The organism is Pontixanthobacter aestiaquae (genome assembly GCF_009827455.1).
Lineage (GTDB): Bacteria > Pseudomonadota > Alphaproteobacteria > Sphingomonadales > Sphingomonadaceae > Pontixanthobacter > Pontixanthobacter aestiaquae.
On sequence record NZ_WTYZ01000001.1, the window covers coordinates 2,003,345 to 2,016,702 of the forward strand.

A 13,358-nucleotide genomic window follows, 5' to 3' on the forward strand; every position below is an offset into this window, starting at 1 on the left:
ATGACCGCTGATTCTCTCCTTCCTGAAGACATTGATGCGCTGGCAAAGCGCGTTGTCGATGAGAACGCTAAGGCTGGCCGCAAAATTGTCGTGGCTGAAAGCTGCACCGGTGGTCTGGTAGCGGCGGCTTTGACCGAAATTCCCGGGTCTTCCGCCGTGCTTGAGCGCGGCTTTGTGACCTATTCGAATGAAGCGAAGATGGAGGATCTCGACGTCGCCAGCGATATTATCGAGACCTTCGGCGCGGTGTCGATCGCCTGCGTGTGGGCAATGGCAGATGGAGCATTGAAGAACAGCAAGGCAGATGTGGCCGTGGCGATTAGCGGCGTCGCGGGCCCCGGCGGCGGGACCGATCTCAAGCCGGTCGGTACCGTCGTATTTGCACGAGCAATTCGCGGTGCAGACGGGGAACCGGAAGGAGAATTGAAAAGCTTTGGCGATATAGGGCGCGCGGAAGTTCGGCGTCAGGCTACGCTGTGCGCACTGGAGTTACTGCTTCCGTAAAGCTCGTCAGCGCGCGCCTCGAAAGCCGACACCATCTTGCGGAAAGCACGGTCGAAATATTGGCCGGCAAGCGCTTCGAACACGCGGTTCTTGAATGTAAAATCTACGCAGAAATCGACCTCGCATCCGCCGTCGGGCAACGGCGTAAAACCCCAGCGATTGTCGAGATCGCGCAGCGGGCCGTCGACATAGTGGACCTGGATTGACTGGGCGCGCTCCTTCAACACACGGGAAGTGAACTTCTCCCGTAGCGATTTAAACCCGACCACCATGTCGGCGACCATTTCCGTGTTGCTGTTTGATCTAACGCGCGTTGCGACCACCCATGGCAGAAACTCTTTGTAGCGACCGACATCGGCGACCAGATCGAACATCTGCTCGCAACTATAGGGAAGCACCCGTTGCTCGCGGATGCCCGGCACTAGACGCCTTGCCGGGCCGCTTGCTTAGCCAGCTTAGCCTCGCGCGCAGCGCGCATTTCCGCAAAGTCATCGCCGGCGTGATAGCTGGAGCGTGTCAGCGGAGTTGAGGCCACTTGCAGGAAGCCCTTTGCCCGCGCAATCGCACCAAACGCATCGAATGCCTTCGGTGTTACGAAGTCTTCGACCTTAGCGTGCTTTGGCGTTGGCTGGAGATATTGGCCCATGGTCATGAAATCGATATCGGCCGTGCGCATATCGTCCATCACCTGATGTACTTCCAAGCGCTGCTCACCCAGCCCGAGCATAATGCCCGACTTGGTGAAGATCATTGGATCGTGGGCCTTCACTTCTTCAAGCAAACGCAGCGACGCGTAATAGCGCGCACCCGGGCGAATGGTCGGATAAAGCCGCGGCACCGTTTCCAGATTGTGGTTATAAACGTCCGGCCCTGCTTCACAGATCGCCTCCACCGCAGGACGCATTTTGCCCCGGAAATCAGGCGTCAAGATTTCGATCGTCGTATTTGGTGTCTCGCGGCGAAGTGCCTTGATCACTTTGACGAATTGACCCGCACCGCCATCCGGAAGATCATCGCGATCAACCGAAGTAATCACGATGTGCTCGAGCCCCATTTTAGCTGCTGCGACAGCCGTGTTCTCCGGCTCCATCGGATCGACGATGCGCGGCATGCCGGTTTTGACATTACAAAATGCACAAGCGCGGGTGCAGACATCTCCAAGGATCATCACGGTCGCATGTTTCTTCGTCCAGCATTCGCCGATATTCGGGCACGCTGCTTCCTCGCATACGGTGTTGAGATTAAGCTCACGCATCAATTTGCGCGTCTCGTGATATCCTTTGCTGACAGGTGCTTTGACGCGAATCCAGTCAGGCTTGCGCTGGCGTGCGGGGCGTTCGCCTCCAGGCGATGGTGTCGACGAAAGATCGTTCATGACGGTCATTTAGGGCCGTTGCGCACTGTCCGCAATGCCAGCTTCATTTATGAGAACCTATTTGTGTCGCAAGATGAGGCATGGCCGTGGATGAATTGCGGCACGCATTGCCCCTGCGGTAGAGACAGACTAGAAAATCATCATGGATGTTTCTGCATTACAGACCTTCACCTCGCCGGTGGTGCTGTTCTTTATCCTCGGCCTGTTGGCGGCCTTTGTTCGATCCGATCTCGCCATCCCCGAAGCCATCGCCAAGGGTATGTCTCTGTATCTGATGGCGGCAATTGGCCTGAAAGGCGGCGTTGCCGTTGCAGAATCTGGATTAAGCCCGCTTGTTGCAGTTGCATTGCTTGCCGGTATTGCCGCCAGTTTCTTCCTGCCGCTAATCGCTTACGTGGTACTCAAAGGCTTTGGGAAGCTGGATAAACTAAACGCCGCTGCCGTGGCCGCGCATTATGGTTCTGTCAGCGTGGTTACCTATGTAACCGCCGTAGAGATACTTGAGCTGTCCGCACTACCGGCTGCGGGTTTTATGGTAGCCGTCCTCGCCGCCATGGAAACGCCGGCTATTTTGAGCGGATTGATGCTAGCCAAGAGTGGGAGTGATGGTGAGAAAGGCAATCGCGGCGAAATGCTGCGCGAAGTGTTCCTGAACGCATCGGTCGTGCTGTTGCTCGGCTCATTTGCGATTGGAATGATTGCTGGGCCAAGCGGTTTTGTTGAAGTATCGCCTTTCTTCCAAGCAGGGTTCAAAGGCGTGCTCTGTCTGTTCCTCCTCGACATGGGATTGATCGCAGCTCGCCGGATTATGGCCTCGCGTTCGATCACGTGGCGCCTGACTGTGATCGCCGTTGTGCTTCCGATCTTTAATGGTTCACTGGGCGTGCTGGTCGGCACTGGCATCGGGCTCGATGTGGGGTCCGCTGCAGCATTCGGCGTCCTTTGTGCGAGTGCCAGCTATATTGCGGTCCCGGCGGCAATGCGTCTTGCCCTGCCTGAAGCGGACCCGGGCGTGTATCTGACGATGTCTCTCAGTATCACCTTCCCGTTCAATATCTTGATCAATATCGGGTTGCTGACAGCCTTTGCGCAGGCGATCGGTGGTCCTGTTGGAGCATTACCATGATCGAAACAGTCATCCGCAAACGGATTGAAATATTGGCTGATACGCCTCTGGTCAGGGTCGTCACCAAAGCAATCGACCAGGCTGGCATTACGGGTTGGACAGTATTGCCGGTACAATCAGGCAGCGGGCGCGATGGAGCATGGCGTGAAGAGCGTGTGACGGGCTCAGACAAATCGCTCGTGCTTACGGTCGCGTCTCAGGAACGGGCGGAGAAATTGTCTGAAGCCCTGGTGCCGATTCTCACAACGCATGGACTGCTGCTGACGATGTGGGATGTCGAGGTGATCCGCGGAGAGCGATTTTAATGCCCGAGTTTGCCCAGCTTCTCGAGGGCTATCGTCGCTTCCGCCAAAATGGTTACGCGACGCAGCGCGACCGGTTCGAGCGTCTTGCAGAGCATGGCCAATCGCCCAAGCTGATGGTCATTGCCTGCTCTGATAGCCGCGTTGACCCCGCGCAGATCTTCGATGTCGATCCGGGCGAGATATTCGTAGTTCGCAATGTTGCTGCACTGGTTCCCCCTTTCGAAACTACGCCTGGACTTCATGGAGTTTCGGCAGCTCTGGAATACGCCGTCAACGTTCTGAAGGTCCGGCAGATCGTGGTTATGGGACACGGAAAATGCGGCGGTTGCAAAGCAGCACTAACGCGCGAACTGCACGGCGCTCCGATGGGGCGCGGCGGTTTTGTTGCCGATTGGATCAGTCAGCTCGATGAAGTCCGCGAACCTGTTGTGGAAGAGCATGGTACGCAGGGACGCGAAGCAGAACGAGCCATGGAACTGGCTGCCGTCCGCGTAAGCTTGGAGAACCTACACTCATTCCCTTGCGTTCAAGAGCGTGAAGCGTCGGGAGATCTCGTGTTACGCGGCACATTCTTCGCGATATTCGATGGCGTATTACACGTACTTGATCGTGACAGCGGTGAGTTCATACCGGAAGATTAAGTGCCTGAGGTTGCGCGGGTTGCAAGGAGTCCTATCAATAAGGCTATGTCTCAAGAAACACTCAGAAATATCGCTCTGTTAATTGATGCAGACAACACTACTCCGCAGGGCATTGATCCGGTTCTCACGGTCATGGCAGAATTAGGCCAAGTGAATATCCGCCGCGCCTACGGCAATTTTGCCAAAGGCAATCTGGCAAAGTGGGATAAAATCACCAATCGTTTCGGTATCAGGCCGCAGCAGCAATTCGATGTGTCCAAAGGCAAAAACGCCACCGACATGGCCATGACTATTGATGCGATTGATCTGCTTAATCAGGGCAAGGTCGACGGGTTCGGACTTATGACGTCCGACAGCGATTTCACGCCGCTCGTCACGCGACTACGGCAGGATGGTATCGTCGTTTACGGATTCGGGAGCTCGAAGACCCCCGAATCCTTTCGATCAGTTTGTACGCGTTTCATCGACATCGAAAAGCTGATCGCGGCCAATAAGCAGCAAAACCAAACCAACACTACCAATAGCAAACAAGCCGATGCGCCAGCAATAGATGAGCAGTTGGAAGAGCTCATTATTGCCGCCTACAATGAGGCCAAACGCGATCAGCAAGGCTATGCCAAGCTGCAGCAAGTTGGCCAGATCGCCGGGAACCGTTCCAGCTTCGATGTCCGCAATTACGGCTTCAAAAGTCTGTCAGACTTGTTCGACTCACTGCCGAATTTTCAGATCGACCGGCGCGATGATGGGCAAGTTTATGTGAAGCGGCTGCGCTAGAAGATACACAAATAAAAAAGGCGCGAGCCGTAGCCCGCGCCTTCCTAAGTGGTTATCGATTAGACGCTACATTGCAGCTTCAGTGACCGCGATTGCTGCCGGAGCATCTGCCATCGTGTCAGCGTAAACCGACCACAGATCCGCCACATGCTTATAATCGCCAGTGACCTTGGCGAAGCTGGCTTTAGCCGCTTCTGCCTTGCCCAGATCAAGCTGTGCAATACCCATCCGCATATTTGTTACGTTCTGGTCAACTTCTGGCTTGCCAGCGGCGATAGCGTACATTTCTTCTGCCTTTGCCGGCTGCTGCAGCGTCAGATAAATATCGCCGGCAGCCTTGGCATCGACGCCATCGGCACCCGGTGCGCGCGCATCAGCTTCCAGATCAGGCATGTCCTGACGAAGGCCTGCAACGCGCGCCACAATTCCGTTCTGCGCTTCTTGCACAATAATTCGATCATTCGTCAGCACTCCGGCAGCCAGTCCTTGGGCGACAATGCGCTGGGTTTCGGCTGGATAGCGCACGTTTGTCACTCGGATATAGCTGATATAATCATTATCGCGTGCCAATCCGGCAGTACGGTCCAGCAATCTCAAGAGATCCAAAACGATCCCATTGTCTTCATCAAAATACTCGCGGCGTAACGCGATGACGTTGGTCCAATTTGCATCAGTTGGATAAAATTGCACTTGCATCGCAGTCCATGCGAGCGCCTGATCTTGCAAGCCTTCATTGTAGGCCGCCGAAAATGCGCGCTTGATTAACGCTTCAGACGGCGTTTCGCCACGTGCAATCGCAGCTTCTGCCACCGCTTTTAAATAGGACAAGCCTTCAGCATGGCGACCCTCGAGAAAATAGATTCCGGAGATTGTATTTTCAAGATCCGGTACAGGATAGCCGACTTCACTGGCAGCCATGATACGCGTGCGCGCCAGCTCATATTCGCCTTCGGTATATGCTAATTGCCCTGAATTAAACAGCAAGCGAGCATTGTCTTCAGGCGAAGCCCGCCCGCTTTCCAACATCATCTCATAGCCGCGGCGCTGCAGTGCAACATCTTTTGCCGATATGGCAATGGTCACCATCATCTGGCCCGCAGCCATTTTATCATCGGCAGTTGAAATAGCAGCGATCATTGCAGGGAAAGCTGCCTTGGCGGAATCGGTATCGACCACCAAGCCCTTGGTATGAGCTTCAACTGCGGAATACGCTTCAACAAAAGCTTTGGAATAGTCCGGCTTCTGCTCCTTTTGCGCATACGCTGGTGTTTCGAGAACCCCAGCGGTTAGCGCGGTTCCGCACATCAGAGCGACGGCGAAAGCGATATTCGAACCAATGCGCTTGTCTGCCTTGGTGCGGTTGCAAGTAAACATTCTGGGTCTCTCCCATAGGTAAATTAAAACGAGCCTGTTTGGCTGAAACTACGTCTCACCAACGCGCTAGTGCCGTTATGTGTCCCGTATTGCAATTAGTCTTAGTCAAAACGCCCTGAACAGGCATTGAACGCCCGTAATTCTGCGGTTTTCGCCGCGATTGCTGCCCGAGCCGAGCAAGGTGTGGAAAACCCCGCCATTTGGGCGCATCCGTACCCCCTTAGAGTGGCGGAAATCAGGGCAATAGCGTAGGTCTTAAAATCAACCGACCCTGCGTCGAAAGTAATAGAAAAGAGCCCTCTTGAGCGACGATAACGAAACTCCAGAACCGTCTACTCCGTCAGAGAATTTCGGGCGCATCGACATTGTTGATGAAATGAAGACGAGTTACCTCGATTACGCGATGAGCGTGATCGTGAGCCGCGCGCTTCCCGACGTACGTGACGGGTTGAAACCGGTCCACCGCAGGATCCTCTTCGCCAGTCAGGAAGGCGGCTTTGTCGCGGGCCGCCCCTATCGCAAATCCGCGAAAATCGTCGGTGACGTGATGGGTAACTATCACCCGCACGGCGATAGTGCGATTTACGATGCCCTCGCCCGGATGACGCAGGACTGGTCGCTACGCGTTCCGCTGATTGATGGTCAGGGTAACTTCGGTTCGATGGACCCCGATCCGCCAGCGTCGATGCGTTATACCGAAGCGCGCTTGGCCAAGGTCGCCAATGCCTTGCTGGATGACCTCGACAAGGATACTGTTGATTTCACAGAAAACTACGACGGCTCCCGTCAGGAACCGAAAGTACTCCCAGCTCGTTTTCCGAACCTGCTGGTCAATGGTGCCGGGGGCATCGCGGTTGGTATGGCTACCAATATACCGCCGCACAATCTGGGCGAAGTGATCGACGGTTGCCTGGCATTTATCGATAATCCCGGGATCTCATCGGAAGAACTGGTCGAGATTATCCCTGGGCCGGATTTCCCGACTGCACCGCTTATTTTAGGCCAATCTGGCGCGCGGTCAGCCTACACCACTGGACGCGGATCAATCCTTCAGCGTTGTCGCCATGAGATTGAAACCAGGCGCGGCGATCGCGAATCTATTGTTCTGACCTCAATCCCGTATCAGGTCGGCAAAAGCGGCCTGGTCGAGAAACTGGCCGAGGCGGCGAAAGAGAAACGGATCGAAGGCATTTCGGACATCCGCGACGAATCGAGCCGGATGGGCGTTCGCGTCGTGATCGATCTTAAGCGCGACGCTACGGCAGAAGTCGTTCTCAATCAGATTTGGCGTCACACACCGGCGCAATCGGGATTCCCGGCGAACATGCTCGCTATTCGTGGTGGCCGTCCAGAAGTGCTGATGCTGCGCGAGTTCATTCAGGCGTTCATCCAGTTCCGCGAAGAAGTGATCACGCGGCGGACAAAGTTTGAGCTGAACAAGGCCCGCGATCGCGCACACATCTTGCTCGGCCTCGTCGTGGCGGTGTCCAATCTGGATGAAGTCGTTGCAATGATCCGCAGCGCGCCCAATCCTGCGGAAGCGCGGGCTAAGTTGCTCGCCAAGGAATGGCCAATTGGCGACATCGCGCAGTATATCAAGCTGGTTGAGGCTATCGAACCTGACGCTGGTCAAGAAGGCGGCACATACCGCCTTTCGGAACGTCAGGTTAAAGCCATTCTCGAGCTGCGTCTGCACCGTCTGACTGCATTGGGCCGCGACGAGATCGGCGATGAGCTGAAAGAGCTGTCGATCGCGATCGAAGAATATCTCTCAATCCTCTCTGATCGCGTGAAACTTTACGACATTATGCGCGACGAGTTGACCGAAATCCGTGAAAATTACGCCACGCCGCGTGTTTCGGAGATCGCGCCTGCTTGGGATGGTCTGGACGACGAAGACCTGATCGAACGCGAAGAAATGGTCGTTACGGTTACGCATGGCGGTTATATCAAGCGGACCCCGCTTGCGACTTTCCGCGCGCAGAACCGGGGCGGTAAGGGCCGTGCCGGCATGGCAACGAAGGACGAAGACGCGATTGTCGAACTGTTCGTCACCAGCACGCATACGCCAGTGCTGTTCTTCACTAACACTGGCCGTGTCTATCGTCTGAAAGTCTGGAAACTGCCCGAAGGCGGCCCACAGACCAAGGGCCGCCCGATGGTCAATCTGCTGCCTTTGGGTGAAGACGAACTGGTCACCAATGTGCTGCCGCTGCCAGAGGATGAGAGCGAGTGGGATGCGCTCAACATCATCTTCGCGACCGAACGCGGTATGGTGCGCCGAAACTCAATGGACGCCTTCACCAATGTACCGTCGAACGGCAAATATGCGATGGGCTTCGTTGAGAGATCAAATGACCGCTTGATCGGTGTGCATCTACTGACCGAAGATCAGGAGGTATTCCTCGCGAGTGATACGGCCAAAGCAATCCGTTTTGCCGCCACCGATGCCCGCGAAACCAAGAGCCGAACGGGAATCGGCGTGCAAGGAATGGGACCAAAGGGGGACATCAAAGTCGTCTCGCTTGCCGTGCTCAATACCACCGGCACAACTGCGGAAGAGCGTGAAGCATACCTCCGCGCCGCGCCATGGAAAACCAGCGACAACACAGCCGAACTTTCCGAAGAACGCATGGCCGAAATGGCCGAGCGCGAAGAGTTCGTCCTTACAATCTGCGCCAATGGTTACGGCAAAATCTCGTCAGCCTACGAATACCGCACCATCGGTCGCGGCGGTAAGGGGGTGGTCAATATCGGTTCGCCAGAAAGCGACCCGGACCGTAATGGCCCAGTCGTCGCCAGCTTCCCGGTCACGCATGGTGACCAGATCATGCTGGTCACCGATCAGGCCAAACTCATCCGCCTTTCGATTGAATTCCGACACCTGCTCGAGAACGGCTACGAGGATAATCTTGGCCTGCCGATTATCGGACGCAGTTCTTCTGGCGTGCGTTTGTTCAGCGTTGCCGACAAAGAGCAAGTTGTCGGCGTAGCGCTGATTGATGAGGATGAAACGCCTGAGAACGAAGCCGAAGAAGCGGTAGCGGAAGAGATCGCCGAAAGTAAATCCGCTGAAGGGGGCGGCGACGCGCCTTTTGCGGCTAGCGGTGATGCTAGCGAAGGCACTAAAGAATAGTGATAAATATCAAGCGTCTTGGTCGGACATGCGGTGCACGCGTCACAGGTATTGATCTGACCGATGAACTCGACAAGTCCACGATCGCCGATATCAGGGATGCGTGGCTTGAACATCGTGTGCTCGCTTTCGCCGACCAGCGGATGGATGATGATGCGCTCGAGCGCTTTACGCTGGCCATGGGCGGATTTGGCGATGACCCGTTCTTCGACCCTATCGAGGGGCGCCGTCACATCGCTGCGATCTTGCGCGAGGCTGATGAGAAATCGCCGCTATTTGCCGAAAGCTGGCACAGCGATTGGAGCTTCTTGGCAAAACCACCTGCGGGCACTTGCCTGCTAGCCATAGAAATCCCGCCAGTCGGTGGCGACACGCTATTCGCCGACCAAGCCGCCGCCTTTGCCGCCTTGTCCGATGATCGCAAAGACCATCTGCGCAGCTTAACCGCGATCCACTCTGCGCAGCGAGGTTACGCGCCCGATGGATTATACGGTGACAGCGATAAAGACCGGTCCATGGCCATTCGTCCCGGAAAAGATGCGCTCGCAACACAGAGACATCCGCTGATCAAACCTCATCCCGAAACCGGAGAGGAAGTCATTTTTTCCAGCCTTAGCTATGTCGTCGGAATCGAAGGCATGGAAGAGACGGAAGCACTCGCCATGCTGTCGGAATTGCTCGAATGGCAAACGCGAGACGAGTTTATTTACAGGCATAAATGGGAGCCCAACATGCTGGTTATGTGGGATAATCGCAGCATACTGCACAGGGCTACGGGCGGCTATGACGGATACCGCCGCGAACTACATCGGACTACTATCGCTGCCGCTTAGGCTACATCCCGCAACTCGTGCCGCAGCGTCTGGATAACGCCGGTCGCGATCAGGAACTGCGCCGCATAATAGATCGGCCAGACCAGCATCGATGCAGTCTCGGCATAGGGCCTCTCGCCAATGCCGTAGAAGATCAACCAGTCGGATATCACGAACAGGACCGCACCAAGTCCTACACGGTAACGGGTAAACCGGCTCATCCATGCGGTGGCAGCCATTCCCCCAAGCGCCAATCCATAGGAGGCAATGCTGATATCCCTGGTCAGCAACCAGCAGATGAGCGGCGTCAGGAACAAAAGCGCGACCGCTAGGCCTTTCTGGCTCGGTGTCGAACTGGCGCGCGGATTGGCGAGGTAAAGAGAGATTGCGGCAACATGTGAAAAGAAGAAAGCCGCCCCGCCCCATTGCAGGCTCAGCTCGATCAGCATGTCACCCATTGCTGAAAGTGCCAGAACCAGTGCCAACAGTTTTGCAGTCGAGCTAGGATGCCGTAACAGCGCATATACCGCCAGAAATGCAACGCCCGCGCCCTTTAGCAGGATCAGCCATATCTCTCCATATGGGCTGTCCATCACAAAGAAATACGCAATCGCCGCGGCAAAGCTTGCGAGTAGCCATGGTCGTCGTTCTGTCAGTGCGCGGTGCGGCAAAGCGGTGTCCCCTGAATTGATGGGCTCTCTATGGCCAATTTCGCCCGATCTTCCAACTGTCGTGATGGATAGAGTTTGCGACCGCCTGCGTTAGGCACTACCTGCGCCGCATGACTCATGATGTGCAGATTATTGGTGGCGGATTGGCGGGCAGCGAAGCAGCTTGGCAATTGGCGCAGCGCGGTTTCAAAGTCCGCCTTTCCGAAATGCGCGGGAGCGGCGAGATGACCGCGGCGCACCAGACCGACGGATTGGCAGAGCTGGTTTGCTCGAACAGTTTTCGCTCTGACGATGATGAGCGTAATGCGGTTGGCTTGCTCCACCACGAAATGCGCCGCCTCGATTCTATTATCATGCGGGCCGGCGAAGTCGCCCGCGTACCAGCAGGATCAGCGATGGCGGTCGACCGCGATCTGTTCTCTGCCGAAGTGGAGAAAGCGCTCCAAGACCATCCCAATGTAACCATTGTGCGCGAACGGGTTGATGCGCTTCCGGAAACCGGGCTGACCATCGTCGCAACGGGTCCGCTCACCGCCGCTAATCTCGCTGAAAGTATCGTGAGCGCGACCGGTCAGGACAGACTTGCGTTCTTCGATGCGATTGCGCCGATTGTTCACCGAGACAGCATCGATATGGACATTTGCTGGATCCAGTCGCGCTGGGACAAGAAGACCGAGGCCTCGAACGCAGATGGCGATTACATAAATTGCCCAATGACAAAAGAACAGTATCTCGCCTTTCACCAAGGTCTGCTCGACAGTGAAAAAACGGAATTCAAGGATTGGGAGAAAGACACTCCTTATTTCGACGGGTGTATGCCGATCGAGGTGATGGCATCGCGCGGCATCGATACGCTGCGCTATGGCCCAATGAAGCCGGTTGGCCTCGATAACCCGCGCGACACAACGCCCGAATTTCCGCAGGGCCGCTGGCCCTATGCGGTTGTTCAATTGCGGCAGGATAACAAGCTCGGCACGCTGTGGAATATGGTCGGCTTCCAGACCAAGATGAAATACGGCGCTCAGACCGAATTATTCCGCACGATCCCGGGCCTGGAGAATGCAGAATTCGCGCGGCTTGGCGGGCTGCATCGCAACACCTTTATCAATTCGCCGCTCGTTCTTGACCGGCAATTGCGCTTAAAGGAAGCAGGTCACATTCGCTTCGCCGGCCAGATTACCGGCTGCGAAGGATATGTTGAGAGTTCTGCCATTGGCCTGATGACTGGCATGATGGCTGCTGCCGAACTGGGCGGTCAGGATTGGACATCACCGCCGCCAACCACCGCTATGGGCGCGCTACTCGCACATATTACTGAGGGTGCAGAGGCTGACACCTATCAGCCGATGAACGTCAATTTCGGACTGTTTCCGCCACTTCACACTGTCAAAAAGAAAGCGCGGAAGGAAGCCTATACGTCCCGCGGCAAAACCCAGTTCGGTGAGTGGCTAATGAATATGGAAGGCATTCCCGCCTGAGCTAGCACCTGCACGCAGGCTTATTCCGGCGCTTAGGCCGGGTCGTGGCGAATTCTTCGGGGCTAAGCTCTTCATCGCGATTGCTATCGGCCTTCTCAAAGCGGTCTGATGTCGCAACAGCCCACTCTTCAAACGTCAGCAGATTGTTGCCGTCCTTGTCGAGCTTGCGGAATGCGTCGGTTCGCGTGGACAGCATTTCGTTGCGCGTTATCGATTGATCGCGGTTGCGGTCGTATCGATAAAAGCGCCGCTGCTCGCGTGTAAGTTCGGTTGCTTCTGGAGGCGTTGGCCCCTGCATATCACCAGCATCGGACACTGGAATCTCGGGTTCAGTCAAATCCGCAGGCAATGGCGCGGGTTCAGGCGGAGGTGCGGCCTCTTCGACTTGCGCCCTGCCCTGCCACCAGAACAATCCCAGTCCGGCCATAAGTAAGGATAACAACCCGCCAAGTAATATCCGGTTCATTTCGCGCCTCTTTCAAGCCGCATACTATATCACCAGCCAAATAAGCCAACCCGGCTGATCAATAGGAGGTCTGTGCGACCGGTAATCAGCGGTCTTCCGCCGTCATCGAGCGCCCTACGACCTAATTTACCGAGAATAGTCAGTGCGCGGAGTTGGCGCGGCAAAGACACGAGATTGGATATTCGTTTGTGAGCCGCTTCAACCACAAACTCCCGTTCTTCCGCAGAACTCATTCGGGCAGCAAGGTCGGCGAGAGCCCATGTTTCTCCCGCAGACTGCGCCGCGTCGCCAGCAGCGCTATGGCCGCTCAGACGTGCGATAGCGGCAAAACACTGTCCGCGCCCCTCGGCAAACTCCATAGCAGCACTTTCGGGTAATGGCGGTTCAGCGAGTAGCCCTTCCCAACCATCGACCAATGCGGTGAGAGAAGCCTCCTCCCCAAGCCAATACTGGGTCAAACTATCGAGAACGGGATCGCCTGTCGGGCGGTCAGCAGCTGCCTTGCCGAATTGATCGCGCCACCACGCAATGCGCATCTGGGTGAGCATCGATTCTTTAGTCTGGCTAACGAACTGCGCGAGACGTTGATCCAGCGCTATAAACGTTCTCAGCAGAGGGCGCACAGCAGTTCCTGCATGCGCAAGTGCCAGGCGTTGTTCAATCGGATAATTGATGTCGGTCACCGCCGACGAGTGA

Annotated in this window: 14 protein-coding genes; 8 read left to right on the plus strand and 6 right to left on the minus strand. The window is 55.9% G+C overall.

The window, feature by feature from the left end; translation table 11 throughout:
• Complete coding sequence (locus GRI35_RS09580; RefSeq protein WP_160613954.1) at positions 1 to 504, plus strand: CinA family protein; 504 nt, start codon at positions 1 to 3, stop codon at positions 502 to 504.
• Here GRI35_RS09580 and GRI35_RS09585 read toward each other — a convergent pair.
• Together GRI35_RS09585 and lipA are read right to left on the minus strand one after the other, a co-directional pair.
• Positions 465 to 926 (minus strand): type II toxin-antitoxin system RatA family toxin, encoded by a 462-nt coding sequence (locus GRI35_RS09585; RefSeq protein WP_160613955.1) that lies wholly within the window; start codon positions 924 to 926, stop codon positions 465 to 467. The two genes, GRI35_RS09580 and GRI35_RS09585, sit on opposite strands and share 40 nt — an antisense overlap.
• Entirely contained in the window at positions 926 to 1,879 is a 954-nt protein-coding gene (gene lipA, locus GRI35_RS09590) for a lipoyl synthase (protein WP_160613956.1), read from the minus strand. Before lipA ends, GRI35_RS09585 begins: the two co-directional genes overlap by 1 nt.
• Positions 1,880 to 2,021: 142 nt before the next feature.
• Between lipA and GRI35_RS09595 the strand changes: the two genes are divergently transcribed.
• The 4 genes from GRI35_RS09595 to GRI35_RS09610 are packed head-to-tail and all read left to right on the plus strand — an operon-like array spanning position 2,022 to position 4,725.
• Positions 2,022 to 3,005 carry a sodium-dependent bicarbonate transport family permease gene (locus GRI35_RS09595; protein ID WP_160613957.1) on the plus strand — a complete coding sequence of 328 codons (984 nt, stop codon included), beginning with the start codon at positions 2,022 to 2,024 and terminating at the stop codon, positions 3,003 to 3,005.
• On the plus strand, positions 3,002 to 3,310 hold the full coding sequence (locus GRI35_RS09600; protein ID WP_160613958.1) for a DUF190 domain-containing protein: 309 nt from the start codon (positions 3,002 to 3,004) through the stop codon (positions 3,308 to 3,310). The genes GRI35_RS09595 and GRI35_RS09600 overlap by 4 nt, the downstream gene beginning before the upstream one ends.
• A complete protein-coding gene (locus GRI35_RS09605) occupies positions 3,310 to 3,951 on the plus strand; it encodes a carbonic anhydrase (RefSeq protein ID WP_160613959.1) in 642 nt (213 codons plus the stop codon). The genes GRI35_RS09600 and GRI35_RS09605 overlap by 1 nt, the downstream gene beginning before the upstream one ends.
• Before the next feature lie 45 nt (positions 3,952 to 3,996).
• Complete coding sequence (locus GRI35_RS09610) at positions 3,997 to 4,725, plus strand: NYN domain-containing protein (protein WP_160613960.1); 729 nt, start codon at positions 3,997 to 3,999, stop codon at positions 4,723 to 4,725.
• A 66-nt stretch (positions 4,726 to 4,791) separates the two neighbouring features.
• On the opposite strand, the gene GRI35_RS09615 is transcribed toward GRI35_RS09610, so the two are convergent.
• Complete coding sequence (locus tag GRI35_RS09615; protein WP_160613961.1) at positions 4,792 to 6,099, minus strand: hypothetical protein; 1,308 nt, start codon at positions 6,097 to 6,099, stop codon at positions 4,792 to 4,794.
• Between the two features lie 301 nt (positions 6,100 to 6,400).
• Between GRI35_RS09615 and gyrA the strand changes: the two genes are divergently transcribed.
• Positions 6,401 to 9,235, plus strand: a complete 2,835-nt coding sequence (gene gyrA, locus GRI35_RS09620) for a DNA gyrase subunit A (protein ID WP_160613962.1) — start codon at positions 6,401 to 6,403, stop codon at positions 9,233 to 9,235.
• Positions 9,235 to 10,068 (plus strand): TauD/TfdA dioxygenase family protein, encoded by an 834-nt coding sequence (locus tag GRI35_RS09625; RefSeq protein ID WP_290258508.1) that lies wholly within the window; start codon positions 9,235 to 9,237, stop codon positions 10,066 to 10,068. The genes gyrA and GRI35_RS09625 overlap by 1 nt, the downstream gene beginning before the upstream one ends.
• Here GRI35_RS09625 and GRI35_RS09630 read toward each other — a convergent pair.
• Positions 10,065 to 10,640, minus strand: a complete 576-nt coding sequence (locus tag GRI35_RS09630) for a lysoplasmalogenase family protein (protein ID WP_235900301.1) — start codon at positions 10,638 to 10,640, stop codon at positions 10,065 to 10,067. The two genes, GRI35_RS09625 and GRI35_RS09630, sit on opposite strands and share 4 nt — an antisense overlap.
• A 188-nt stretch (positions 10,641 to 10,828) precedes the next feature.
• Between GRI35_RS09630 and trmFO the strand changes: the two genes are divergently transcribed.
• On the plus strand, positions 10,829 to 12,196 hold the full coding sequence (trmFO, locus tag GRI35_RS09635; protein WP_160613964.1) for a methylenetetrahydrofolate--tRNA-(uracil(54)-C(5))-methyltransferase (FADH(2)-oxidizing) TrmFO: 1,368 nt from the start codon (positions 10,829 to 10,831) through the stop codon (positions 12,194 to 12,196).
• Between the two features lies 1 nt (position 12,197).
• Here the strand turns inward: trmFO and GRI35_RS09640 are convergent, their stop codons facing one another.
• Both GRI35_RS09640 and GRI35_RS09645 read right to left on the minus strand, forming a co-directional pair.
• Entirely contained in the window at positions 12,198 to 12,662 is a 465-nt protein-coding gene (locus tag GRI35_RS09640; protein WP_160613965.1) for an EF-hand domain-containing protein, read from the minus strand.
• Positions 12,663 to 12,691: 29 nt separating this feature from the next.
• Complete coding sequence (locus GRI35_RS09645; RefSeq protein WP_160613966.1) at positions 12,692 to 13,345, minus strand: hypothetical protein; 654 nt, start codon at positions 13,343 to 13,345, stop codon at positions 12,692 to 12,694.
• Between the last annotated feature and the right edge of the window lie 13 nt (positions 13,346 to 13,358).